A 24,501-nucleotide genomic window follows, 5' to 3' on the forward strand; every position below is an offset into this window, starting at 1 on the left:
GTCCTGACTTGAGAACCCGCATGATCGATTTTAGAGGCCACCGCTTTGAACGAGACATCATCCTAACGAGTGTCCGTTGGTACCTCGCCTATCCGTTGAGCTATCGGAACCTGGAAGAGATGCTGGCGGAGCGGGGTGTCGACGTGGATCATTCCAGCGTCTACCGCTGGGTCCAGAAGTTTACGCCGCAGTTGGAAGCGGCTTTCCGCAAAGGACAAAAGCGCCCGGTGGGCACAAGTTGGCGGATGGATGAGACCTACATTAAGGTCAAAGGCCAGTGGAAGTACCTCTACCGCGCGGTTGATCGAGACGGCCAGACGATCGACTTCCTGTTCACGGCGCATCGCGATAAGAAAGCCGCCCTGCGCTTTCTCAAAAAGGCGATACGGCAGCACGGTCTTCCGGACAAAGTCACGATCGATAAGAGTGGCGCTAACACCGCTGCCCTGGATGCACTCCAGGAGGAGACGGGCGCCGCCATTGAGATTCGCCAAAACAAGTACTTAAATAATTTAGTGGAACAAGATCATCGCGCCGTTAAACGGATCGTCCGCCCCATGCTGGGGTTCAAAGGCTTTCATTCTGCTCGGACCACCCTGCGGGGCATCGAACTCCTGCACATGATCAAGAAGGGCCAAATGATCATGGCCGAAGGGACGAATCTCTCCGCCGCAGGACAATTTTATTCACTGGCTGCCTAATAACCTGCAAGGGTTACCCAATCGTGCTCGAAAAAAATTAACGCAACAGAACCCTCCATCAAGCCTTCCGCGTTACGAATGTATTTTCGGTGGATCACCAGGGCGATCTTGGAGCGCCGGCGCAGGAAGTCTTCCAGCTTGACAATCATTTCCTGACGCTTAGCGAGCCGAATTTCGCAGCGGAGATAGTCTGTGCCTTTGATCAGCACCTCCGCTTGGCGCGGGTCTTCGCGGATTTCGGCGAGCAGTTCCAGCGCCTGCTGGTCGTAGCGCCGCCACAGTCGGCTGCTGAGGTTCTCAATCGATTCCGGCGAGGTGTAGCTGTCCAGATTCATCAGCTTGGCTTGATGGTGATATTCCTCGCGCACGGAGGCATGCGGTTCGCCGTACCACTTATAACCGCGATGCGGCAGGGCAACGCCAAGTTGGGCGACGATGTCCGAGACCTCATCGCCGACGTTGACGCAGTCGGTCAACTTGCCGCCGAAGATGCTCAGATGCGCCCTGGTCCGATCCACGTTGATTTCATGCTTGCGGGACAATTGCAGCCAGTCGCGGACGTTGCCGTCAGCCTTGGCCTTGACCACCAATGGCCGCACGCCGCAACGCTCGGCGATGATGTCGGCGCGGATCAGCGGTCGCTCCAGATTCAGGCGCTTGTTGATGTTGTCCAGCACAAACTGGCGGTCTTCATCCGTGACTTCGGTGAACGGCGACTCGACGCGGGTATCGGTGGTGCCGATGCAGGTGCGCACCCCCATTGGGATGACGAAGAACAGCCGTCCATCGTCGGCAAAAAAAGTCAGAATCCGTTGATGCGGGGTAATCCGAGGCACGATCAGATGGATGCCCTTGGAAAACATATGATGGTGTTCGGTCTCCTCGCCGGTCAGCGCATTGTGCTCATCCACGAACGGGCCGGCGGCGTTGATCAGCACCCTGGCCCGAATGGCCATTTCCCGACCGTCAATGACATCCCGCGCTCGCGTGATCCACTGATCGCCCTCACGGCGCGCGCCCAGCGATTCCACATAGTTGGCGGCGATACACCCGCGATCCATCGCCGAGCGCACGAACTGGAACACGAAGCGCGAATCATTATCATGCAGGTAGGCGTCGGAATATTCGAAACCCCCGGCGGCGTTGTCGGTCTTCACCACCGGTTCTCCCCGCTGGATGGTGCGTTTGAAAAACAGGCGTGGGATTCGAGTGAACCCGTTGCCAAACAGCCAGTACACCCAGGTTCCCGCCCATAGAAACAGCGGATGAAAGCGGAACCCTTTATCGATGGTGGCAAAGAAGCGGATTTCCTGGACCCGCGACGGGTAACTGCGAATCAGATGATTGCGGCTCAGGCACAGCTTGCGGACTAGTGGGCTGACACAGAAGTTTTGACAGGTAGCGGTGGGTGCCCTATGGTTGAGATCAACAGGAGGAATCACCATGGCCCACAAGTATCTGGTTGATCTAACTGAAGAGGAGCGGGAAGACCTGCTGAAGGTCATTCATAAAGGCAAGGCAGCGGCGCGCAAGGTTGCCCGTGCCCATGTGTTGCTGCAGGCTGCGGAAGGGGCGACGGATGAGGCCATTGCCCAAAGCCTTCACTTGGGGATTTCGACCGTTCATCGTACCCGTCAACGGTTTGTCGACGAAGGGTTGCTGGCGGCGTTAAGCGAGCGGCCACGAGTCGGTTTGCCCCCGGCCTTGACCGGCAAACAGGCCGCCTTTCTGGTCGCCTTGGCCTGTAGTACCCCGCCCGCTGGCCGTTGTCAGTGGACTCTCCAATTGTTAGCGGACCGCTTCATGGAACTCCGGCCCATCGAAGCCATTTCCCGTGAGAGTGTGCGGCGCATCCTTAAAAAAACGACCTCAAACCCTGGCAACGTCAAGAATGGTGTATTCCCAGTGTCAGTCCCGATTATGTTTGGCATATGGAGGATGTGTTGGACCTGTACGCCGAACCCGATGATCCTCAATACCCCCAAGTGTGCTTCGATGAAAGTCCGGTGCAATTGACCAGCGAAACCCGCTGTCCTCAACCCGCCCGCCCGGGTCAACCGGCGCGCTATGACTGTGAATACAAACGCGAAGGCACCGCCAATTTATTTCTATTCGTACAACCCTTGCGCGGGTGGCGTCATGTTAATGTCACGAAACAGCGCACCAAACGCGATTTTGCCCAGCAAATGCAGCAACTCGTTGATGTGTACTTTCCGAAGGCGGAGCGAATCCGGTTGGTCGTGGATAACCTCAATACCCACACTCCTGCGGCCTTGTATAGTGTCTTTTCTCCAGAGGAAGCCCGCCGGATCACCCGCAAGCTCGAATTTCATTACACCCCCAAGCATGGCAGTTGGCTCAATATGGCGGAATGTGAGTTCGCTGTTCTCGCCGGCCAGTGTTTGAATCGCCGCATTGCGAACCTCGAAACTTTGCGGAAGGAAATCGCCGCTTGGCAAGGCCCACGCAACCTACGTCAGACCAAAATCCACTGGCAGTTCGGCACCGACTTGGCCCGGGTCAAACTCAAGCGCCTCTATCCTCCCTTGAAATCTTCTGAAACCCCGGTGGACCTAGAAACCTCTGAACCTGTCAAAACTTCTGTGTCAGCCCACTAGACCAGTTGCCGCGCCTTTTGCCCAAGATTCAGCGCTCCTATCCCCTGGCCACCATGCCCACGGTCATTGACGCCCTGGACCAAGAGCGCGATACCTGGATTTCCCAAGCCGAGTTCATCAAACCCAATCGCCGGGTAGTTTATCTGCTACGGCTCAATCTCTGTTTTGTCGATTTAGATACCTATAAAACCCCCTGGGCGGGCACTCCGCCTGAATCACTCTCTCAGCGCGTTCAAGGCTACTGCCTGGATGAAGATATTCCTTCGCCCTCACTCATCCTCTACAGCGGGCGTGGCCTGCAAGTAAAGTGGCTCCTGGAGCGACCCTTACCACGAGCGGCGCTACCGCGCTGGAATGCGGTACAAAAGCAATTGATAGTGTTCCTCGAACCCTTCGGGGCCGATTCAGGGGCACGGGATGCCTCCCGCCTCTTGAGGCTGGTAGACACTGTCAATACCCGCTCTGGGGAGCGCGTGCGCGTGCTCTGGGTCAATGAGCAGGCCGGGGAAGTCAAGCACTACAACTTCGAGTATCTCGCTGAAACGGTCTTGCCGCTTGGGCGGGAAGCCGTCAAGGAACGTAAAGAAGATCGCCGCACTCATTTAGTCGTCATTCCCGGCACCAAAACCGGCAACCTTCGTGCTTTCTCTGGGCGGCAATTGGCCTGGGACCGGCTGGAAGATTTACGAACCCTTGCCAAGCTCCGAGGCTGGACTGAGCACGGCATTCCCCACGGCTACCGGTCCAAATACATCCATTGGTGTTTGAACTTCCTTCTCCTTTCTGGCGCGGTACATTCCAGCCAACTGTTTCAGGAGGCCCAGGCGCTGGTAAGGGAAGTCTGCCCCGACTTCAATAAGGAAATCCGTTCCATCCTCTCGACCCTCTACCGCAAGGCGCAAGCCTACGAAGCAGGAGAAAAGGTTGAGTTTGGTGGTCGGAAATACCCGCCGCTCTATACCCCCAAAAACAGCACGCTCCAGGAGCTGTTCGATATTACCGATGTAGAAACCCCACACCTGAAGACCATCATCTCGCCAGCGGAAGCAGCGGAACGGGATGCAGGCCGAAAACGAGAACAGCGCCAGCGTTCAGGGGCTATGGATCGAGCCACCTATCTGGAAACAGCAGAGCAGCGACGGGTTGAAGCCCGGCTTAGACGGGCAAGAGGAGAATCCCTACGGCAGATTGCTACAGCTTTAGGTGTAAGCCATGAAGCCGTCCGCAAAATGCTCAAGGTGTAGGTGTCAACAGTCCGTCCGTATTACTAGTGGCGTAGCCCTTGGGTTGTTGGGGTGTGCGGTGCCGTGGCTGGAGGGTTGCTGGCTTAGTGGTGTCAACAGTCCTTCGTATTACTGGTGGTGTGGTTCTGCTCTGTGTCTGCTAGCTTTTATATCGTCGTGCTGTACTGCTTGGTGTGCGTGATCTTGGTAGTCCTGTGCTTTCGGGGTGTATTTCTTATTGGTGGTCTTTGGTAAATGCTGACGCCAAGCCAGGGATGGCGATCGGTTCCCGCTCATCCATGAGCGAGAACCGTGGCGTCCCCGCCAGGATGGCGGCTTGGCCACGCTGACAGGGATGTGGTGCTCGGGTGTGCTTCCTTATTTGGGCTAATCTTGTCGGGAATCAATGTTGCTTTGGAATTCTTGCTCGTGATATCTGATGAAGTGGGAGGCTGTCTTGAACATCCTGGAAATCTGGCGGTATCCGGTCAAGACCTTGGCTGGTGAGAAGTTGTCCCGCGTGTGTCTTGGGCCGCTGGGTCTTGAAGGTGACCGTCTTGTGCATGTTGAAGATGTGAATGGGCGGGTGATGACTTCCCGTTCGCATCCGCGCTTTCTGGGCCATCAAGGAACGTATGATTCGCGGGGTGTTATTCGCGTGGGGGGGCAACTGTGGGGGAGTCCAGAGGTCGCTGCGATGGTCGTGGATATTGCGGGGCTAGGTGCAAAGCTGGTGCGTGGTGAAGGTCCTGAGCGGTTTGATGTCTTACCTTTGCTCATTGCGACGGATGGCGCGATTGCCGCCTTTGGCTATGACGCGCGTCGTCTCCGGCCTAACTTGATCATTGGCGGTGTTGAAGGGTTGACTGAAAGTGAGTGGCCGGGCGCGCGCCTGCATATTGGCCCGGTCATTATTGGCGTTCAGAAGCGGCGGCTCCGCTGCATCATGACCTCTTATGATCCTGATACTCAGGTTCAGGATAAGGAAATTACGCGGAGTATCTACCGGCGCTTTGAAGGTCAACTGGCACTTGATTGCTTTGTCATTGAGGGCGGTGAGATTGCTGTTGGCGATGCGGTACAGCTTGTGCGTGAATCGGCGTAGGCTTGGTACTGAATCGTGTGTGTTCTTGAATCTATAGAGAAATGGATCGATGACTGAACTTTATATCAGCACGGATGTTGAAACCGATGGCCCGATTCCTGGGCCGCATTCCTTATTGAGCCTGGGTTCAGCCGCCTATACCGCTGATAAGCAGCTTATCGCTACGTTTAGCGCCAACCTGGAAACCCTCCCTGGGGCCACGGCGCATCCGAAAACAGCCGCTTGGTGGGCCACTCAGCCTGCGGCCTGGGATGCCTGTCGTCAGAATCTTGAACCGCCGGAGGTGGCTTTGCAGCGCTATGTCCAGTGGCTGCGCGCCTTGCCAGGGCGTCCGGTGTTTGTAGCCTATCCAGCCGGCTTTGATTTCCTCTTTGTTTATTGGTATCTCATGCGATTTGTGGGCGAAAGTCCCTTTAGTCACTCGGCATTGGATATGAAATCCTTTGCGATGGCGCTCTTGAAAACCGATTATTGCAAAAGTACGAAGCGCCACATGCCCGCGCGCTGGTTCGATCCTTTGCCTCATACGCATATTGCCTTAGACGATGCCATTGAGCAGGGCGCGCTGTTCTGCAACATGCTGCATGAAAATCGGCACGGTGATTGAGCCCCATTGTTGATTGGGGCTATAGGAAAAAGAAAGGTTTGGGGTCGGGATGTGGTAATTGTAGAAAGGACCTCCTCTCTCTTGGGGCGAATTGGATATAGAACTTGTCTAAATGGATATAATTGGATATTGCTAGGTCATCATGGATAGAAAAATGGCCTTAAAATGAAGACTTCTTCCCTTAAAATTACCCCTGAAATGCTTCGGTTAATTGCCGAAGTTGATGAATTCAAAGGCTCTTGGCGGGCGATGGTGGCCTTGGCTCCTGAGCGGCTGGCGGTGCTTAGGCGGGTGGCCACGATAGAAAGTATTGGCTCTTCCACGCGCATTGAGGGCGCGAAACTCTCAGATCGAGAGGTGGAAGCGCTCCTGGGACGGCTGGAGCAGACGGCCTTTGAAAGTCGGGATGAACAAGAAGTGGCCGGTTATGCTGAAGTTATGGACGCTATTTTTGAGAACTATGCCGCGATTCCCCTGACGGAGAACTACGTCAAGCAGCTTCATTCCCTTCTTCTGCGCCATGCCGTAAAAGATGAGCGGCATCGAGGGGAATATAAGAAACTCCCCAACCATGTTGAAGCCTTTGGGCCAAACGGTGAAACCTTGGGGGTCATCTTTGCTACGGCCTCTCCCTTTGATACGCCTATGCGAATGCAGGAGCTATTGGTCTGGACGCGGGAAAGTCTGGAGGATGGTAGTCTTCATCCCCTGGTGGTGATTGGCCTTTTCATCGTGGAATTTTTGGCGATTCACCCTTTTCAAGATGGGAATGGGCGTCTGTCGCGGGTGTTGACGACCCTGCTCTTACTTCGCTCCGGCTATGCCTATGTGCCCTTTAGCTCCCTGGAAAGCCTGGTGGAACACAGTAAGGACGGGTATTACCTGGCACTCCGGCGAACTCAAGGAACCCTAGAGCATGAATTCCCCGACTGGGAACCGTGGTTGCTGTTCTTCCTGCGCTTGCTCAAGCAGCAAAAGGACCGGTTAGCCGCCAAGATTGCGCATGAAGAGCGCTTAGAGGGTTTACATCCCGATGCGCTAGCGATTCTGGAACAGGTTCGGGCAACTGGGCGCATTACCACGAGTCAAGCTGAAAAACTCACCGGTGCACCTCGACCTACGGTCAAGGTGCGACTGGGTGAACTGGTCAAACGGGGGTTACTGATGCGACATGGACAGGGTAGGGGATCGTGGTATGGGTTAGCAGTTTAGCAGGGATCGCCATAATTTTGGTTTTTTACTAAGTAATAACAATCAGCTAACTTGGGAGACTGACTTTCTACGTGTGGAATAATTTGCTAGTTGTTCAGGGAGTGTATCTTAATTTTTCTGCACGAACATAATCAGCTACACTTAATAAAAATAGTGCTCAAATGGAGCCAGGAATGTCACAAGGAAAGATTAAAGCGGGGATGACGGTGAGTGGTTCGCTTCTCCCAGAACCCATTGAGGTGTTGGCCCTGGTGCCGATGGGTACGTCGCTGAAGGTGATTGGACGGGGTACCAAGACGGGGATGACCCATACCCCGATCTTTAGCGAAGAGCAACTGAATCAATTAATTCTTTCAGCAGAACAAGAGCCTTTTGACGGGGATGCCGCCTTGTTTCGGCTCGGGGTTGAAGCACATCGTCTCGGCCTGGCCTATGAATACGATCCCTATTTTTCGCTCTCCATTGCGCGGGTTGATCCGCTGCCTCATCAATTAGAAGCCGTTTACGACTATTTCATCCGACTGCCTCGAATTCGTTTCCTACTGGCGGATGACCCCGGCGCGGGTAAGACCATCATGGCGGGTCTGCTCCTCAAGGAATTGAAAGCGCGGGGTCTAGTGCAGCGGACCCTCATTGTGACCCCGGCCAATCTGACCTTTCAATGGCAGCGCGAACTGAAAGACAAGTTTCGCGAGAACTTTGAAATTGTGCGGGGGGATGTCCTCCGGGCCAACTACGGCCAAAACCCCTGGCAGGAAAAATCGCAAGTGGTGACCTCTATTTCCTGGGTCTCTACGCGAGAAGATGCGAAAGCTAGTCTGCTCCGCTCTCATTGGGATCTCATCATTGTGGATGAGGCCCACAAGATGAGCGCCTATGCCAATGATCGGAAAACCTTGGCCTACCAGTTAGGCGAAAAACTCGCGGAGATGACCGATCACTACCTGTTGATGACTGCCACGCCACATAAGGGGGACCCGGAAAACTTTTGCCGCTTTTTGGCCCTGCTGGACCGTGATGTGTACGGCAACATCCAAAGCCTGCAAAAAGCGATGCGAGAACATGAAGCCCCGTTCTACCTGCGCCGCACCAAGGAAGCCCTGGTGGGTTTTCCTGACCCGGAAACTGGCGCGGTGCATCGGCTCTTTACCAAACGGGTGGTGCATACAGCGGAATTCGAGCTGGATGGAGAGGAACTGGAGTTTTATGACCAGTTGACCGCCTACGTGGAAGATCAGTCGATGCGCGCGGCGCAAGATGACTCGCCAAGGGGTCGGGCGGTCGGCTTCACGATGGCGATGCTGCAACGGCGTATGGCTTCAACCCTTTATGCCGCGCGCCGGACCCTGGAGCGCATGAAAGAGCGACGGGAAAAGATTCTGGCAGACCCAGACGCCTACCGTCAGGAGCAAATCACCAAGCGTTTGCCCGATGATTTCGAGGATCTCACCGAAGAAGAACAACAAGAGATCGTGGCAGCACTGGAAGATGTGGTGGCCTCGGTCGATCCCACTATCCTCCGAGAAGAAATTGCCCGTTTGACCCAGTTGATTGATCAGGCTCGCCCCTTAGAGAAGCGCGAGATTGAATCCAAGCTCACCAAACTGAAGCAAGTCTTGAACGAGCAAGGGTTCTTTGCCGATCCGAGTAAGAAACTCCTCATTTTTACTGAACACAAAGATTCCCTCGATTACCTCGCCGGAGATGGCAAGGAAAACCGGCCTTATGGCAAGTTGCTGGAATGGGGTCTGACCGTGACGCAAATTCACGGGGGGATGAAGATCGGGGATCGTGATACGCCGGGATCGCGCATTTATGCCGAACGCGAATTTCGGGAACAGGCCCAGATTCTGGTAGCGACGGAAGCGGCGGGCGAAGGCATCAACCTGCAATTCTGCTCGCGGATGATTAATTATGACATTCCCTGGAACCCGATTCGCCTGGAACAGCGCGTGGGGCGAATTCACCGTTACGGCCAAGAGTACGATTGTCTGATTTTCAACTTTGTTGCCAAAAACACCCGCGAAGGTCGCGTTCTGCAAATGCTCCTGGAACGTCTCAAGGAAATCCGTCGAGAATTGGGCACGGATCAGGTTTTTGATGTCGTTGGCGAAGTTTTTCCGGCCAATTTACTGGATAAATTGTTTCGCGATTTGTATGCGCGGCGCACCAATGAAAGTGCGGTCACCGATCGCATTGTGCGAGATGTTGATCCGAAACGCTTCCGGGCGATTACCGAATCGGCACTGGAGGGGCTGGCCAAGAAAGACCTCAATCTCTCGGCGATTGTGGGCCGCTCGGTGGAAGCGCGTGAGCGCCGCCTGGTGCCCGAAGCCATTGAACAATTTTTTGTGCAAGCCGGGCCGGTGGTCGGGATGCGGTCCAAGCCGACAGCGGCAGAAAGCCACATCTACCGGATTGGCAAGGTGCCCCGGTTCCTGGTTCAGCGCGGCGATGCTCTGGAACCGCGCTTTGGTCGCTTGGGGCGGGAGTACAAGCTGATTAGCTTTGATAAGGCGCTGCTCAAGCGCGATCCGACCTTGGAATGGGTTACACCTGGTCACCCGCTCTTTGAAGTGGTGCGGGAAGCGTCCTTGGAGCAAGTGGAAGGCCACTTAAAGCGTGGCGCGGTGTTTTTCGATATTCAACGCCGGGAACCCGGTTTCCTCGACCTGTTTGCCGCTTCCATCAAGGATGGGCGCGGGAATACCCTCCATCGCCGGTTATTTGTCATGGAAACGGAACAAAGCGGGTCGATGGCGATCCGGCAACCCACCGTATTTCTCGACATTAACCCGGCCCCGGCGGAAACCTCGGTGCTGGAACCCGAGACGGTCCCGGCCCGGAGTCTGGCGGAAGGCTATCTCTATGAGCACGCGCTCAAACCCTGGCTGGAGGACAACGCCACAGAGCGGGCGCGTGAAATAGTCCGAGTTGCCCAGCATGTGGAAATCAGCCTGCACGCCTTAATTGACCGCCAGAACGAACAACTGGCCGATTACCTTAACCGGCAAATCGAAGGGCAAACCGGCTTGGAGGGGATTATCGCCCAAGCGGAACAACATCTGGATGACTTGAACAACCGTCTGGAAACCCGGCGCAAGGAACTGGAGATGGAACGCCACTGCACGGTAGCGGACATTGTTCACCTGGGCCGGGCGCGGGTGATCCCTCACCCGGAACGGCAAAGCCCACAAATTGCGCCGATGGTGCGGGATGACGAAGTCGAGCGGATTGCCGTCGATACCGTCCGGGCCTATGAGGAAGCGCGGGGCTGCGTGGTAGAAAGCGTGGAAGCCGACAATCGGGGCTTTGATCTCATCTCGCGCAAACCGCATCCCGAAGATCCCAAGAGCTTTATCGAAGTGCGTTTCATTGAAGTCAAAGGCCGGGCCGGAGTCGGGGAGATCTTCCTCAGCGCCAATGAATATCGGGCGGCGGAACGATTAAAAGGCGATTACTGGCTTTATGCGGTGTTCAACTGTGTTTCCAAGCCCGAACTCCATCCCTATCAAAACCCGGCGCAACTCGACTGGCAACCGGTGACCAAGGTAGAGCATTACAAGATTAAGCCTGATTCAGTACTGGGGGTTCGATGATGGATATCGAAACCCTCAAGATACAGCTTGCTCTTGGTGAATCCGTCGAACGGGAATTCAAGTCTGATCGCCGACAGATCTCCGACAAGGAGATTTATGAAGAAGTGACCGCTATGGCCAATGCTTCCGGGGGAGTGCTGTTCATCGGTGTGGAAGATAATGGAATGGTATCAGGTGCAAAGCCCCGTCATGGGAAAATGACTGATGCTGTTAAGATGCAAGCGGCCATTTTTAACAATACCGTTCCCAGCATTAACACGCGAATCTCCTTGATTGCGCATCCCGATGGTCAGGTTATTGCTATCTCAGTTGATCCTTATCCAGAACCCTGTGCTACGACAACGGGCAAGTCGCTGCGGCGTACCCTTGGGGGTGATGGTAAACCGCAAACCGTGGCCTACTATCCCCGCGACCATCGTTCCCGGCGCGTAGATTTGGGGCTTCTTGACTTTTCCGCTCAACCCATCCAAGGAACTGGTCTCTCTGACCTCGATCCTTTGGAATTTGAGCGGTTGCGGCAAACGATTACCCGTCTTCGGGGAGATCGTAGCTTGCTGGACCTCTCTGATGAAGATTTGGCCAAGGCGCTGAGATTGGTGGAAACCCAAGAAATCGGCCTTGTGCCTAACGTTGCTGGCCTGCTGCTGCTCGGTAGAGAAAAAGTGCTACGCGATGTCTTACCTACCCATGAAGCACATTTTCAAGTTCTCGATAGCCAGCAACAAGTGAGAGTAAACGATACCTTTCATGGGCCATTGCTTCAAACCTTGGAGCATATAGAAGCTCGCTTTACCGCTCGAAACAACGAACAAGAGGTTGCAGTGGGCCTGTTTCGCCTGCCTGTGCCGGACTATTCCCTAATGGGCTTTCGGGAAGCTGTCAACAATGCAGTGCTGCATCGAGACTTCAGTCAAATGCAAGCCGTGTATGTGCAGTGGCAACCCGACCATCTGCTGATTACCAATCCTGGTAGTCTCCCGTCTGGCGTGACCTTGGAAAACCTACTGGTCCATGAACCAAAGCCGCGTAATCCTCGTTTAGCAGAAGCATTTAAACGGATTGGCTTAGTGGAGCAGACGGGGCGTGGGGTAGACAAAATATTCCTAGGGCAACTGCAATACGGTCGTCCCGCACCGGACTACTCGCGTAGCGATGCCTACGGTGTGCGAGTGATTTTGCGTGGAGGGGAAGCCTCCCTTCAATTTGCAGCCTTTGTATTTGAGCAGGATAAACAAGGCCATCCTCTGACTTTGGACGATCTGCTCGTGCTGAACACGCTCTTTTTTGAGCGACAGATTGACTCGGAAACTGCCGCTAGGTTGCTCCAGAAAGAGAGTGCCAATGCGCGAGCTACTTTGGAGAGGTTGCACGAACGCGGTTTAATTGAGCGACGGGGCAACAAGCGAGCGACTTCTTACCACCTCTCAGCCGCACTTTACCAGCGCTTTGATATGAAAGCGGAATATATTCGTGCTAAAGGATTTGGGCCAATTCAGCACGAACAGATGGTGCTCGAATATGCGCGCCAACATGGGGAGATTTCGCGCAAAAAAGCGGCTGAATTATGTCAACTTAATGTTCATCAAGCGAGTCGGGTATTGCAACGTGTTAGCAGTAAAAATAAAGAATTGCAGTTAGTTGGAAATGGAAGGGGCGCTCGGTATGTCTGGAAACACCACAAATAAACGCACGCGCTCGTTTGTATTTATTGTAGAAACGCGCGCGCTCGTTTATGCGCTCGTTTCCCAAATATCAGTGAGATCAGTATGGATACTTTAGCCTACCCCAAGCGCTTGATAGAAGTGGATTTGCCGATAGCAAGAATTTCGGCCCATGCGCGGCGGGAGAAATCCATTCGACATGGCCATATTTCGACCTTGCATATCTGGTGGGCCAGACGGCCACTGGCGGCCTGTCGGGCGGTGATCTGCGCCTCGCTCTGGCCTGATCCGGTGGATTTGAGCACCTGGGCTAAGCGGGGTGATGAGGTTCCGGTAGGGGATGGTTCGGTGATAATCCGGCCTAGGCGGTTTTTGGATACCGCGCGGGAGCGGATGCTGGCCTGGGGAAAAGAACATCTTGGCAAGGTCAGTCGAGAGTCCTCCTCGCGCTTTATTGCCATTCAGAAGGGCAATAATATCCTTGCTGATCCCTGGGATTTGCAAAGAACGTTGCTGGATTTCATCGCTGACTTTGCCAACTGGGATAATTCGACGGACAAGGATTACCTGGAAACCGCCCGCGTATTGACCCAAGCCGCGCATGAAGCCCTGGGCGGGGAACTGGAGACGCGCCCGCTGGTGGTCGATCCGTTTGCTGGCGGTGGTTCGATTCCGCTGGAAGCCTTGCGCGTCGGGGCGGATGCCTTCGCTTCGGATTTGAATCCGATCCCAGTATTGCTGAACAAGGTGGTGCTGGAATACATCCCGAAGTATGGCCAACGGCTTGCCGATGAAGTCCGCAAGTGGGGGGCCTGGATCAAGCAGGAAGCGGAGAAAGAGCTTGCGGAGTTTTACCCGAAAGACCCGGATGGAGCCACGCCAATTGCCTATCTTTGGGCGCGAACCATTCAGTGTGAAGGGCCGGGGTGTGGGGCGGAAGTGCCGTTGATGCGGTCGCTCTGGTTGGCGAAAAAGGGCAAACGTTCGGTGGCGTTGCGCATCGTCCCCAAACCTCAAGAAAAGCGGGTTGACTTTGAAATTATCGAGAATGCTAAAACCGGTGAAGAAAGACTGGGAACGGTCAAGCGTGGGTCGGCAACGTGTCCTTGCTGTGGATATACAACGCCGGTGGCAAATGTTCGGAAGCAATTTAGGGCTAGGTGCGGCGGCACTAATGATGCACGTTTTTTGTGTGTAATATCTACTAAAAAGGGTGAACAAGGGCGTTTCTATAGAGTTCCCAATTCAAAGGATGAATCTGCTGCCTTTGGTGCTAAAGCTGAGTTAGAACGAATTAAAAATAAGCATAAAGGAACAATAAGTCTATTACCTGATGAAAAGATTGATATCCGAGGTATACGTCATACTTGGGCTATGATTTATGGTATCAATAATTGGAGTCATTGCTTCACTTCTCGACAAGCACTTGTGTTAGTAAAACTTTTTGATTTATCTGCTGCATATGAAAGATTAACAAATAATGAAAAACAAGAAACCCTATTGAAAGCAGCACAAACATGTATAGCCCTTATTATTGATAAATTAGCACAATATAATTCGTCAATGTGCCGATGGAAAGCTAGTGGAGAGAATATTGTTGATACTTTTGGTCGGCAAGCGTTACCAATGGTTTGGGATTTTGCTGAAGCAAACCCATTTGCTGGTGCCAGCGGTGATTTTTTAAATTTACTTGATTGGCATACAAATGCACTTGTCATTACTTCAAGCGCTATTCAAGGGCAAGTAGCATCTGTTGGTTCAACATCAGCAACCGTGCATCCGTATCCCGATGATTCTATAAGTGCATTTATAACAGATCCTCCATACTATGATTCAGTGCCTTACGCTTATCTTTCTGATTTTTTTTATGTTTGGCTTCGTAGAGCACTAAACCACATTTATACTCCAATAATGATGCATCCACTTGTCCCAAAAGATGCTGAAATAGTTGTTGATAGACCCCATGAGCTAAGTAACTCAACGCATAATATAGCTTATTACGAGGGTGAACTAACTAAAGCTTTTAAAGAAGGCTGCCGCATAGTTCGCCATGATGGTATTGGTGTTATTGTCTTTGCCAGCAAAACAACTTCAAGTTGGGAAGCGATTTTGAAGGCGGTTGTGGATGCTGGTTGGACTATCACGGGTTCTTGGCCGATTGATACGGAAATGGAAACCCGCGTTGCCGCGCAAGGACAAGCGCGACTAGCGTCTTCTGTCCATCTGATTGTTCGTCCACGATCTGAACAAAATATCGGCGATTGGCGCGATGTACTCACCGAACTTCCCCAGCGTATCCATGCTTGGATGCCGCGCCTCGCTGACGAAGGCGTGGTCGGCGCTGATGCAATTTTTGCCTGTCTCGGCCCCGCTCTCGAAGTGTTCAGCCGCTACAGCCGGGTAGAAAAATCCAGCGGGGAAGCGGTGACCCTCGGTGAATATCTCGAACACGTCTGGGCTGCCGTCTCCAAAGAAGCCCTCTCGATGATCTTCAAAGACCCGGATACGGCTGGCCTGGAACCGGATGCTCGGCTGACCGCCATGTGGCTTTGGACCTTGGGCGCAAATAACAGCGGTGCCGGTGCTGAGGAATCCGAACAATCTGAAGATGATGAGGCCGATGAGGAATCCAGTAAAGCGCCGAAAGTAACCGGCTTTACCCTGGAATTCGATGCCGCCCGCAAGATTGCCCAAGGTCTTGGTGTCCATCTGGAAAAATCGCCCTCGGTCGTGGAAGTGAAAGGCGATAAAGCCAAGTTGCTCTCAGTTGCGGAACGGGTCAAGTATCTTTTCGGCAAGGAGGCGGAAACCGCTGTTACCGGCAAAACCCCGCGCAAGAAGAAAAAAGAACCTGTCCAGCAATCCCTGTTTGCCGAATTAGAAGCCGCCGAATCGGCTGCGGAAGCCGAATGGGGCGATGTGAAAGGCCCCAAACCCGGAACCACGGTCTTGGATCGCCTGCATCAAGCGATGGTGTTGTTTGCCGCTGGGCGTGGGGAAGCGATGAAACGCTTCATCGTGGAAGAAGGGATTGGCAACGATGCCCGCTTCTGGAAACTTGCACAATCGCTGACGGCGCTCTATCCGGTGGGTAGCGATGAAAAGCGGTGGGTGGATGGCGTCTTAGCCCGTAAAAAAGGATTAGGTTTTTAAGGAGATAAAAACAATGAGCAATCTCAAGCCCTGGTATCAAGTCGTCGTTCCGCGTGAAGATTTACGCGATAATCGCCCACTGGATGCCTCCGAATTTGCCGTCCACCTCGATCATATCCGCGAACACCGCGCCCATCCCGATTATATCGATCCCGCGCGGTTCTTCTCCCGAACCTACCTGACCCAAAGCCTGCTCGATCTCTCCTCGCAAGTAGTGCGTCGTCTCTCCGGCATCAAGGTGGAAACCTCCGCCGTGTTTAACATGGCGACGCAGTTTGGCGGGGGCAAAACTCACTCTTTGACCGCGCTCTACCATCTCGCCCAAGGTGGCCCTGCGGCACAGAACTGGAAAGGTGTGGACAGCATCCTCAACCGGGCGCAAGTGAAAGAGATTCCGCAAGCAGCGGTCGCGGTTTTTGTCGGCACAGAGTTTGATGTGGTAGAGGGCAGGAAAGGAGAAGGACAACCGCAGCGAAAAACCCCTTGGGGAGAGATCGCTTGGCAGCTTGGCGGTGAGGAAACCTTTGCCGCTGTCGCCCAGCATGATGAACAGGGTATTGCTCCAGCCGGAGACGTGCTGCGCCGCATGTTGCCGGGTGGCCCCACGCTGATTCTCCTTGATGAGTTAATGAACTACGCTTCGCGCTCGCGCCGCACTGGCCTAGCCTCACAACTCTATGATTTCCTCCAGAACCTCTCCGAAGAAGCCCGTGCCCGCGATAACCTGGTGCTCTGTGTTTCGATTCCAGGATCAACCCAATTGGAGATGAACCCTGAAGATCAACAAAGCTATGAGTCCTACAAAAAATTGCTGGATCGGGTGGGCAAGGCCATCAGCATGTCCTCGGAAACCGAAGTGACAGAAATCATTCGCCGCCGCCTCTTCGACTGGTATGGGTTACCCGCCGATGGAAAAAAAGTGGCAGCAGAATACGGAGCCTGGGTCCAGGATCATCCCACAGAATTAGCGAATCTAGGTGGAGAATCCCCGGAAGAACTCTTCCTGGCCTGCTATCCCTTTCACCCTTCCTTGATTTCCGTTTTTCAGCGCAAATGGCAAAGCCTGCCGCGCTTTCAACGAACTCGGGGCATTCTTCGTCTGCTTGCCCTCTGGATTGCACGGTCCTACCAGGAAGAACACCGCAAGAATTCACGGGAACCGCTCATCACGCTCGGTTCTGCGCCACTCGATGACCAAACTTTCCGGGATGCCTTGTTTGAACAACTGGGTTCCGATCAACTCTCGATTCCGGTCACTACGGATATTCTTGGAAAGAAAGATGCTCACGCCCTTCGTCTTGACCGGGAAGCCATTGACGCGATCAAGAAAGCCCGCCTCCATCAGCGCGTGGCCACGACCATTTTCTTCGAGAGTAACGGCGGGCAAAGCCAAACCCGCATGGAAGCGACCGTTCCTGAAATCCGGGCAGCGGTCGGCCATACCGATCTAAATCTGGCCGATGTGGAAACCGTGTTAGAGGGCCTCACCGCCAACTGTTTTTACCTCAATTGGGATCGCAACCGTTACCGGTTCGGTCTGCGTCCCAACCTCAATCAAATGCTGGTCACGCGCCGGGGAACGGTGAAGGATCAGGACATTGAGGCCCGTATTCAGCAAACCACATTGGATTTGGTCAAATCTGGCAGTAAAGCCGTGGATCGGCGTTGTTTTCCAACCCGGTCAAATGATATTCCTGACCGTCCCCAACTGACCCTGGTGGTCTTGGGCTTAGCGCATCCCGCGCAAGACCCAGCAACCCAGAATTTCATGGAAACCCTTTTGCGAGAGTGTGGTACCGCAGGACGCACCTATAAATCAGGCTTGCTGTTTATCGCTCCCGATCAGGGCGGGGCGGTCATCGAAGCGGCGCGCAACGTGCTGGCTTGGGAAGATATCGAAGCGGATGAAGACACCGCCCGACAACTGGAAGAAGCCCAGCGCCGTTCTCTCGGTCAAAGCCTGGACCGCGCCAAGGCGGATCTGAAGGAATCTCTCTGGCGGGCTTATCGCCATGTGTTTCTGCTCAGCAAAGACAACACGCTCAAAAACCTTGACCTGGGGCAAATCACCTCCAGCATGGCCCATTCAATCTGCGATCTGGTAGTCAATCAACTTGTCAAGGACGATGAGATTACGGCTATCGTAGGACCCAATAAGCTGGTGCGGCTCTGGCCGCCCGCGCTGACTGAATGGTCCACGAAAGCGGTACGGGATGCCTTTTTTGCTTCACCAGCCTTACCTCGCTTGCTCGATCCTAACTCCATCAGGCGCACGATTGCCGATGGCGTCACTTCCAAGCTGTTTGGTTACGCCAGCCGAGATGCCTCGGGTCAACTCCAACTGGATTGTTTTGGTGAAAGTCTCTCGGAACAGGAAGTGGAGATCAGTGATGATCTCTTTATTCTGCGTGCTCAAGATGCCGAACGACTCATCGAACCGCCGCACTTGTATAGGCTGGTCCTTCAACCGAGTGCAATTGACGTTAGCCCTGGTGAGCACATCACCTTCAAGGTCAGTGGTGTTGACCAATACGGCCAAAGCTTCCCGGTGGAAAACGCAACCTGGTCAGCTCCCGAATGCACGGTAAATAACGAGGGCAGCTTTCAGGCGAATAGCGCGCCGGGTCTCTACTTGGTGACCGTGCAGGTGGATAACCTCCAAGCGGAGGCCAAGGTACGGGTTAAGCCGCCGATCATCTCGACACCTGTTCCACCTAGAGAAGAACACCAAACCGCCGAAGAAGAACATCCACCTGGCTATAGTGAACAAAAAATACGATGGAGTGGAACCATTCCACCCCGGAAATGGATGAACTTTTACACCAAGGTCATCGCAAAGCTCGCGAACTCGCCGGGATTGACCGTACAGGTCAGCCTAGAAGCATCAGCAGAAGGAGACAGTGCTTCGGCGAAGATTGAGGATATAAAGAGTGCTCTGAAGGAGTTGGGGTTGGACGAGAGTGTAAATGGATGATTGTTTTTGGTTTGCGCGAAATGGAGATACCCTAATAATGAGGATTTTACCGATTGAGCTGATCCCTGAAACAATGTGGAAGAAACAGGTACTTTACTTACCTGGTGAATTAATAACCTCATATTTAGTAGAATTAAAAGATCGTGGCCTTCTTCAAGAAGCAAAGCAAGGTACAGATAGGAAAGATATTCATGGAGGTTTTAGTGATAAAGAAACATTGGAGCATTTTACTCATCGATTCGGTGTTTCATCTGGCAGATCTGAGTTTACTATACTAGCGCCAAATGAGGACCTGACAGAATATTCTGATGCACTATTAAACACATTTTCAGAAGGGCATATTGGATTGTTAGATATTCCATGTGGAACAGGAGCATCGTGTGTAACTTTTCTCACAGTCTTAGCTGAACTTCGGGCTAGGCGTGTATTACCAACTCTTCCATTAACAATTTCGATTGTAGGGGGCGATTGTTCAATGGCAGCAAGAGAAATATGCCAAAGTATGTTAAATAGAGCGAGGACTATCTTAGCCGATCAAGGAATTATAATCAATTACAATCTGACTCAGTGGGATGCAACTCGAAATGATGAAACTGCAAAAATGATTGATGAGTGGTTTAAGTTAGCAAGTGATGCGTGTGAGTACGTAGTATGTATTAGTAATTTTAGTGGCGCGTTAATAAAAGGAAAAATGTTTGACGATTTTACACCATGTTTGTCACAGATACTAGCGCGACTACACGATAAAAAAAGTACTTTGATATGGATCGAACCAATTAACTCAAACGCTGTAAAAGGACTAATTCCAAAGGTATTTAAATGGCTAAATAGATATGTGCCTTGGTTTTCTAACGTGCATAAAAAAGGAGAATTTCCTTCGGCAGAGTATCGAATGAGTAACCCTATTAATCAACATATACATCAAACAGGGGTTCAAGTACAACGCTTCGTGAGAGATTAAGATAATGTGGCCAGTCCCATCAAATATGTTGGCTATTCGTGCTTTGCAAGCGACACGAAAGCTTCATTTGCCAACGTATGTTGCAACAAGATTTTTTGTTGACTCAATTGTTGGATATCAAGATAGTTCATGGAGCTATGTTACCATTCCCAGAAAATATCCTATGCGTAAGCAGGGTCAATTTTTAGTATCAAAGAAATTAAAGAAAATATTAGAGAATGGTTGTTGTGAATATCGAGACTTCCTTGTGTCGAGTCCGTCTACTGCATTAACCGAGTCTCTAATACTTGCTTATCTATCACAAGAATCATCTTTTCATAAAGAAAATTATATATATAGCTACAGATGGCCAAATAATACGGAAGAGTGTCCATATAATTTCGAGCATTATATTAATGGTTATAAATGTCGAAATAACGATATTTTAAATTTATTATTAGATAATAGTAACAACATTGTTATTGTTTCCGATATAGAAAATTTTTATCCAAGTATAAATCAAGAAACTGTATTAAAAAAATTTAATCAAGCGCTCAAGGATACGAAAATACAAGACAGTATAAAGGTTACAGCTCTGAAATTTATCGAGCATTTATTTAATTACTATCCTGATGGTAAAGGGATTCCGATTGGCCCAGAAATTAGTCACATCCTCGCTGATTTTGCTCTGTCTACTATAGATACTACTTTGTCGGCACAATTTCCTGGTAGGTATTTTCGGTATGTTGATGATATTGTACTCGTTGTGGACAATGACAAAAAAAATTCTGTAATAGAAATGCTAGAAAATTTAGCAAGTGATGAAGGTCTAACTATTCATCCACAGAAGACAGATTGTCTATCCGGGAGTGAATGGTTGACCTATGGGCCACATACTCAACATCAGGTTAGAAGAAATTCATTTGAATCACTTGTTTTTTTTATAAAAGTATTCTTGTTAACCCATCGAAATAGAGAAGATGAATTAGCGACAAGTCTATTAGAAGAAGGTTTTTCTCTTCCGATTAGTCGATTAACATCCAAAAGCAGAGAATCCAACTTTTTTGGGAACTTTAAATATCTTCTTGAAAGAAGATGGAACATTGCATGGCAAGCGTGGAAAATAAGAAAAAAAGATCTTATTAAAATGGCAAGGGAAGTGAGAAACGAAGTAAAAAGAGAATTATATGATATTCTCTTAGAAAAGCCACCTGAAAATAAAACAAGAAAAAAATGGTTTCTTCAAAGATTGAGATACCTCACTAACAGATCAATCTATCTATTTCCGCCTAATGAATTAACTCATTTAGTTGAACATTTAAGCCCCTTTCCTGAATTTCAGGATACTATTGCTTTGATAAATCTATTAGTAAAAGATAGTTATAAAGATATATTAGGTATGCCAGGACCAGTATTAAATACTGCTGCAAGTTTACTACGGCAAGCAAATAGAAAATTACCCCCTATCACTTTAGATAGCCACTCAGATCAAGTTATTATAGATTCAGTTAGTATCTTATTATTATTTGGAGTTGTTGACCTGCAACGTAACGCTCTTATTAAAGTTAACCAAACAACATCCGAGTTACTGCAATTTTGTGCAAATCAACCAAAATCAAGTGATATGCAACTAATACAAGATTTTTCTTATATAAATGAAATTAGAACACTCCAATATCCACACTTACATGATAGCTATGTAAATATATTAGAAACAAGATTTTCTGATCTTGAATCCCCTGTATTAGATGCATTAGACATTGGTGGGGGTTACTTATCTTGGTAAAATTAAACAATGATTCGATAGATCATATTCATAAAGTCATTCAAAAAGCCATTTATTAATAGAAAACATTAATACTCAACTTTACCTTTAATTATATTATTAAAATAATGGTTTCTTAAATCTCACAATTATTATTATCTTTCCCGTCTTTTACCAATTTTTATAACATCATTCCAATCTATTCCATCTCCATCTGGGTATTTATCCATCACCGTCAAATCCCCTCGTCTAGTAGCCAGAACCAGCCCTTTAATCTCCTCAGAAAGATGCCTACCGCCCGCATCATTGTTCATTGCAATCACAATGACCGTACTTGTTGCCAGCTTCAGAAAAGCCGCCTCCAGCAACTGCCGCTGCATCGTGTTCATTTCCCCGGCAATCGAGAAATACCGCGATCCTTCCGGCCCATAGAGCGCATGATAGCTCAGGCCCTCAATCGCGCTTTCCGTAATGACCAGGCGTTCATCCTCTGGAGTTGAGGTGGAATACCACAATCCTTTTTGCCCTCCCTTGGCAAACCCCTTGAAGTGGTAGTTACGCAATTCAAAGCCGCAAAGCCCCTGCCGGTCATAGTGGGGAAAGACGGCATTGCCATAGCGATCTCGATAAATCTTCCCGGTAAAGCGTGGATGAACCAACACCTCGGCAGGAATGCGCCGCTCCTTCTCCAAATAGGGGTGGGTGTCTCGAATCGGTTTCATCGCCGCAAACTGTGCTCGGATACCCGCCAAATTGCGGGTAATCGGTTCAACCTGTGCCACATAGCGATCAGGAGAGAGGTGAGGGGATAACCGAGTGGCCCCACCGATCCACATCCGAAGTTGCTTGCGGACTTCCCCCAAATTCAGGTGCTGTCGCTTCTGGACAAAATCAATAATGGTTCCGTGATCCGCCTCATCTCGAACCGAGAAATAAATCCAATCCCCGCTCGTGCCTTCCTTACCAATGATGATTTTGTCATCATTCGGCCCGCGCATGGTGACGCTGTTCCGGCTGCTCTCCTTCCGTTCCAGGACATACCCTTGGCAGGCTGCATATTCCGTCAGATTGATCTGCTGCTTAAAGCGATCTATTTCCTGCGAATCGTTCCGTTCCATTGCCTCACCGGTTTAGGGCCATAGGAAAAAGAAAGCCTTTTACCTCTTCCTATTGCCGGGTTGTGAAGTGAATCATTGACTCGTTTCTCACATAGATTCGGTGTTTTTCCTTAACCAATCCGCAAACGCCTCCTCGCTGAGTTCATTACTGGCTAGCCCCAAGACCCATTGAGCGGCTTCAAGCTCAGAAGCCATAAGCTGTAAATGATTTCTTGCCATAAACACATAACCCGTCATGAACCCTGTGCGTTTGTTGCCATCCACAAACGGGTGATTGCGGATAATACCGGCGATGTAAGCGGTTGCGAGTGCCGCTAAGTCCGGCTGTTCGTAGGCCCAGCGATGACGAGGCCGGGATAATGCCGATTCCAGTAAACCGGTATCGCGTAAGCCACTGGGTCCGCCGTGCTCAGCGAGTAAGCGGTCATGGATGGCCAAAACAACCTTCGTTTCAATCCAGATCGGTTCCTTCATTTCGCTAAGATATGTAAGGTGTTTCGGTAACGCGCCATTCCTTCCTCAGCCAACTTCAGTTGAGCTTCAAATTCTGGATCATACGGGGTTAGTCGGTAACCCCCTTCCGGCGCTTCCGTCAGAAAGAGACGATCACCATCTTCGAGATGCAAGCGACTGGTTACCTCTAGTGGGAGCACCACCCCCAGCGAATTACCGACTTTGCGAATTTTAAGATTAATCATGATTCATCATGCCTTTAAGTAAGGTTATAACTATTGTAGTAACATGTAAATCTCTTCAATTCAAGCAAAAAATGGAGGCATTCTGGCTAATACTGCACGGCAAAGCTTGCACTTTCCCGGTAATGCAGCTTGCGCTTGTCATACATTTTGGTCGTGGCGATATGGCTATGCCCCACACTCGCCTGCACGGCCTCAATCGGACACTTCCGGTCCAGAGCCTCGGTAATAAACGTCGCTCGGGCGCTGTGCGGGGTGACGCCGATGGGTAACCCGGCCTCCAGCGCATAGCGATGAAACAGCTTGCTGATCTGTCGGCTGGTCAGCGGTTTACGCCGTTCCCGGCGCTGAACTGCGAGAAACAGCGGGCTCTCCCGTTCGGCCCCGTGACCACTTTCGGAAAGATAGGCCCGCAAGGCCAGTTGCAGTTCCTGGTGAATGGCAATCCGGTTGCGCTTGCCGCCCTTGAGGATGAAATCCAATACCCAGTAGCCACCATCTTCAAAAAAATCCTTCACTTTGAGGGTGGTGACCTCATTAATTCGGCAACCGGTGTAGAACAGGACATGCAAAATAGCACGGTCCCGAATGCCCTTGAGCTGGTCTAGCTGGGGGGCATGGAGAAGACTCCGTACTTGTTCGGGTGTGAGAACGGCGGCTTCCACACGCTGGGCGCTGACTTTGGGGCGGCGAACTCCGGTGGCTGGGTTGCGTGTCGCCACTTGCTGCTCACAGAGATGCTTAAACAGCGAAGACACCGCCGCTAGGCGGTTTTGCACCGTGCGGGGGCTGGCCCCAGACTGGATGAGGTGCTCCCGCCAAGCAATCAAGTGACTTTGCCCAATGCCGCGTAACTCATCGGACGACTGGAAACCATGAAAGGCAATGAAACTCTGTACGGCCGCTTGATAGGTTCGTTTCGTGCGGGGCGAGACAAAATTGGCTAACCACACCGATTCCTCGGGAATGTCCGCTAACGTGGCGTGAGTCACCGTGGACAGTTCGCGGTCTTTTTCCGATACGGGGGCTGGGGATTTCGGCGAAAGGGTCATGGATGCAGTGTCTTTTTGAGGGTGATTCAAGAATTCTGATAAAATGGGTTATCAGAACTCTTGAACAGGGTAAAAAAG

The 24,501-nt window shown here is 51.4% G+C and carries 15 protein-coding genes and 2 pseudogenes; 12 read left to right on the forward strand and 5 right to left on the reverse strand.

Annotated elements, in window-relative coordinates; all coding sequences use genetic code 11:
• Positions 1 to 20: 20 nt before the first annotated feature.
• On the forward strand, positions 21 to 701 hold the full coding sequence (locus H6973_18070) for an IS6 family transposase (GenBank protein MCP5127465.1): 681 nt from the start codon (positions 21 to 23) through the stop codon (positions 699 to 701).
• On the opposite strand, the pseudogene H6973_18075 reads toward H6973_18070, so the two are convergent.
• A pseudogene (locus H6973_18075) lies at positions 698 to 2,074 on the reverse strand (FAD-dependent oxidoreductase). The gene H6973_18070 and the pseudogene H6973_18075 overlap by 4 nt on opposite strands.
• A 70-nt stretch (positions 2,075 to 2,144) precedes the next feature.
• On the opposite strand from H6973_18075, the pseudogene H6973_18080 reads away from it, so the two are divergent.
• The 11 genes and pseudogenes from H6973_18080 (at position 2,145) to H6973_18130 (ending at position 21,579) form a co-directional block, all read left to right on the forward strand.
• Positions 2,145 to 3,319: pseudogene (locus tag H6973_18080) on the forward strand (IS630 family transposase).
• Between the two features lie 17 nt (positions 3,320 to 3,336).
• A complete protein-coding gene (locus tag H6973_18085; GenBank protein ID MCP5127466.1) occupies positions 3,337 to 4,563 on the forward strand; it encodes a replication protein in 1,227 nt (408 codons plus the stop codon).
• 436 nt (positions 4,564 to 4,999) lie between these two features.
• Positions 5,000 to 5,647: an MOSC N-terminal beta barrel domain-containing protein gene (locus tag H6973_18090; GenBank protein ID MCP5127467.1), complete on the forward strand. Its 648-nt coding sequence runs from the start codon at positions 5,000 to 5,002 to the stop codon at positions 5,645 to 5,647.
• 49 nt (positions 5,648 to 5,696) lie between these two features.
• Positions 5,697 to 6,254 (forward strand): exonuclease, encoded by a 558-nt coding sequence (locus H6973_18095; GenBank protein ID MCP5127468.1) that lies wholly within the window; start codon positions 5,697 to 5,699, stop codon positions 6,252 to 6,254.
• A 165-nt stretch (positions 6,255 to 6,419) separates the two neighbouring features.
• Positions 6,420 to 7,466 (forward strand): Fic family protein, encoded by a 1,047-nt coding sequence (locus H6973_18100; protein ID MCP5127469.1) that lies wholly within the window; start codon positions 6,420 to 6,422, stop codon positions 7,464 to 7,466.
• A 173-nt stretch (positions 7,467 to 7,639) separates the two neighbouring features.
• Positions 7,640 to 11,065 (forward strand): DUF3883 domain-containing protein, encoded by a 3,426-nt coding sequence (locus tag H6973_18105; protein MCP5127470.1) that lies wholly within the window; start codon positions 7,640 to 7,642, stop codon positions 11,063 to 11,065.
• Positions 11,062 to 12,750, forward strand: a complete 1,689-nt coding sequence (locus H6973_18110; protein ID MCP5127471.1) for a putative DNA binding domain-containing protein — start codon at positions 11,062 to 11,064, stop codon at positions 12,748 to 12,750. Before H6973_18105 ends, H6973_18110 begins: the two co-directional genes overlap by 4 nt.
• Positions 12,751 to 12,831: 81 nt before the next feature.
• Complete coding sequence (locus H6973_18115; GenBank protein ID MCP5127472.1) at positions 12,832 to 15,879, forward strand: DUF1156 domain-containing protein; 3,048 nt, start codon at positions 12,832 to 12,834, stop codon at positions 15,877 to 15,879.
• Between the two features lie 13 nt (positions 15,880 to 15,892).
• Entirely contained in the window at positions 15,893 to 18,853 is a 2,961-nt protein-coding gene (locus H6973_18120) for an ATP-binding protein (GenBank protein ID MCP5127473.1), read from the forward strand.
• The gene (locus H6973_18125) at positions 18,846 to 19,814 is read left to right on the forward strand and encodes a hypothetical protein (protein MCP5127474.1); all 969 of its coding nucleotides are present in this window, start codon (positions 18,846 to 18,848) and stop codon (positions 19,812 to 19,814) included. The genes H6973_18120 and H6973_18125 overlap by 8 nt, the downstream gene beginning before the upstream one ends.
• A 25-nt stretch (positions 19,815 to 19,839) precedes the next feature.
• Positions 19,840 to 21,579: an RNA-directed DNA polymerase gene (locus tag H6973_18130; protein MCP5127475.1), complete on the forward strand. Its 1,740-nt coding sequence runs from the start codon at positions 19,840 to 19,842 to the stop codon at positions 21,577 to 21,579.
• 134 nt (positions 21,580 to 21,713) lie between these two features.
• Here H6973_18130 and H6973_18135 read toward each other — a convergent pair whose 3' ends face one another.
• The 4 genes from H6973_18135 to H6973_18150 form a co-directional block, all read right to left on the reverse strand.
• Entirely contained in the window at positions 21,714 to 22,676 is a 963-nt protein-coding gene (locus tag H6973_18135) for a DUF3991 domain-containing protein (protein MCP5127476.1), read from the reverse strand.
• Between the two features lie 87 nt (positions 22,677 to 22,763).
• Entirely contained in the window at positions 22,764 to 23,150 is a 387-nt protein-coding gene (locus H6973_18140; protein ID MCP5127477.1) for a type II toxin-antitoxin system death-on-curing family toxin, read from the reverse strand.
• Entirely contained in the window at positions 23,147 to 23,374 is a 228-nt protein-coding gene (locus tag H6973_18145) for an AbrB/MazE/SpoVT family DNA-binding domain-containing protein (protein ID MCP5127478.1), read from the reverse strand. The genes H6973_18140 and H6973_18145 overlap by 4 nt, the downstream gene beginning before the upstream one ends.
• An 86-nt stretch (positions 23,375 to 23,460) precedes the next feature.
• Positions 23,461 to 24,423, reverse strand: coding sequence for a tyrosine-type recombinase/integrase (locus H6973_18150; GenBank protein MCP5127479.1), 963 nt, complete (start codon positions 24,421 to 24,423; stop codon positions 23,461 to 23,463).
• Positions 24,424 to 24,501: the final 78 nt, after the last annotated feature.

It is taken from the genome of Gammaproteobacteria bacterium, assembly GCA_024235095.1.
GTDB lineage: Bacteria > Pseudomonadota > Gammaproteobacteria > Competibacterales > Competibacteraceae > UBA2383.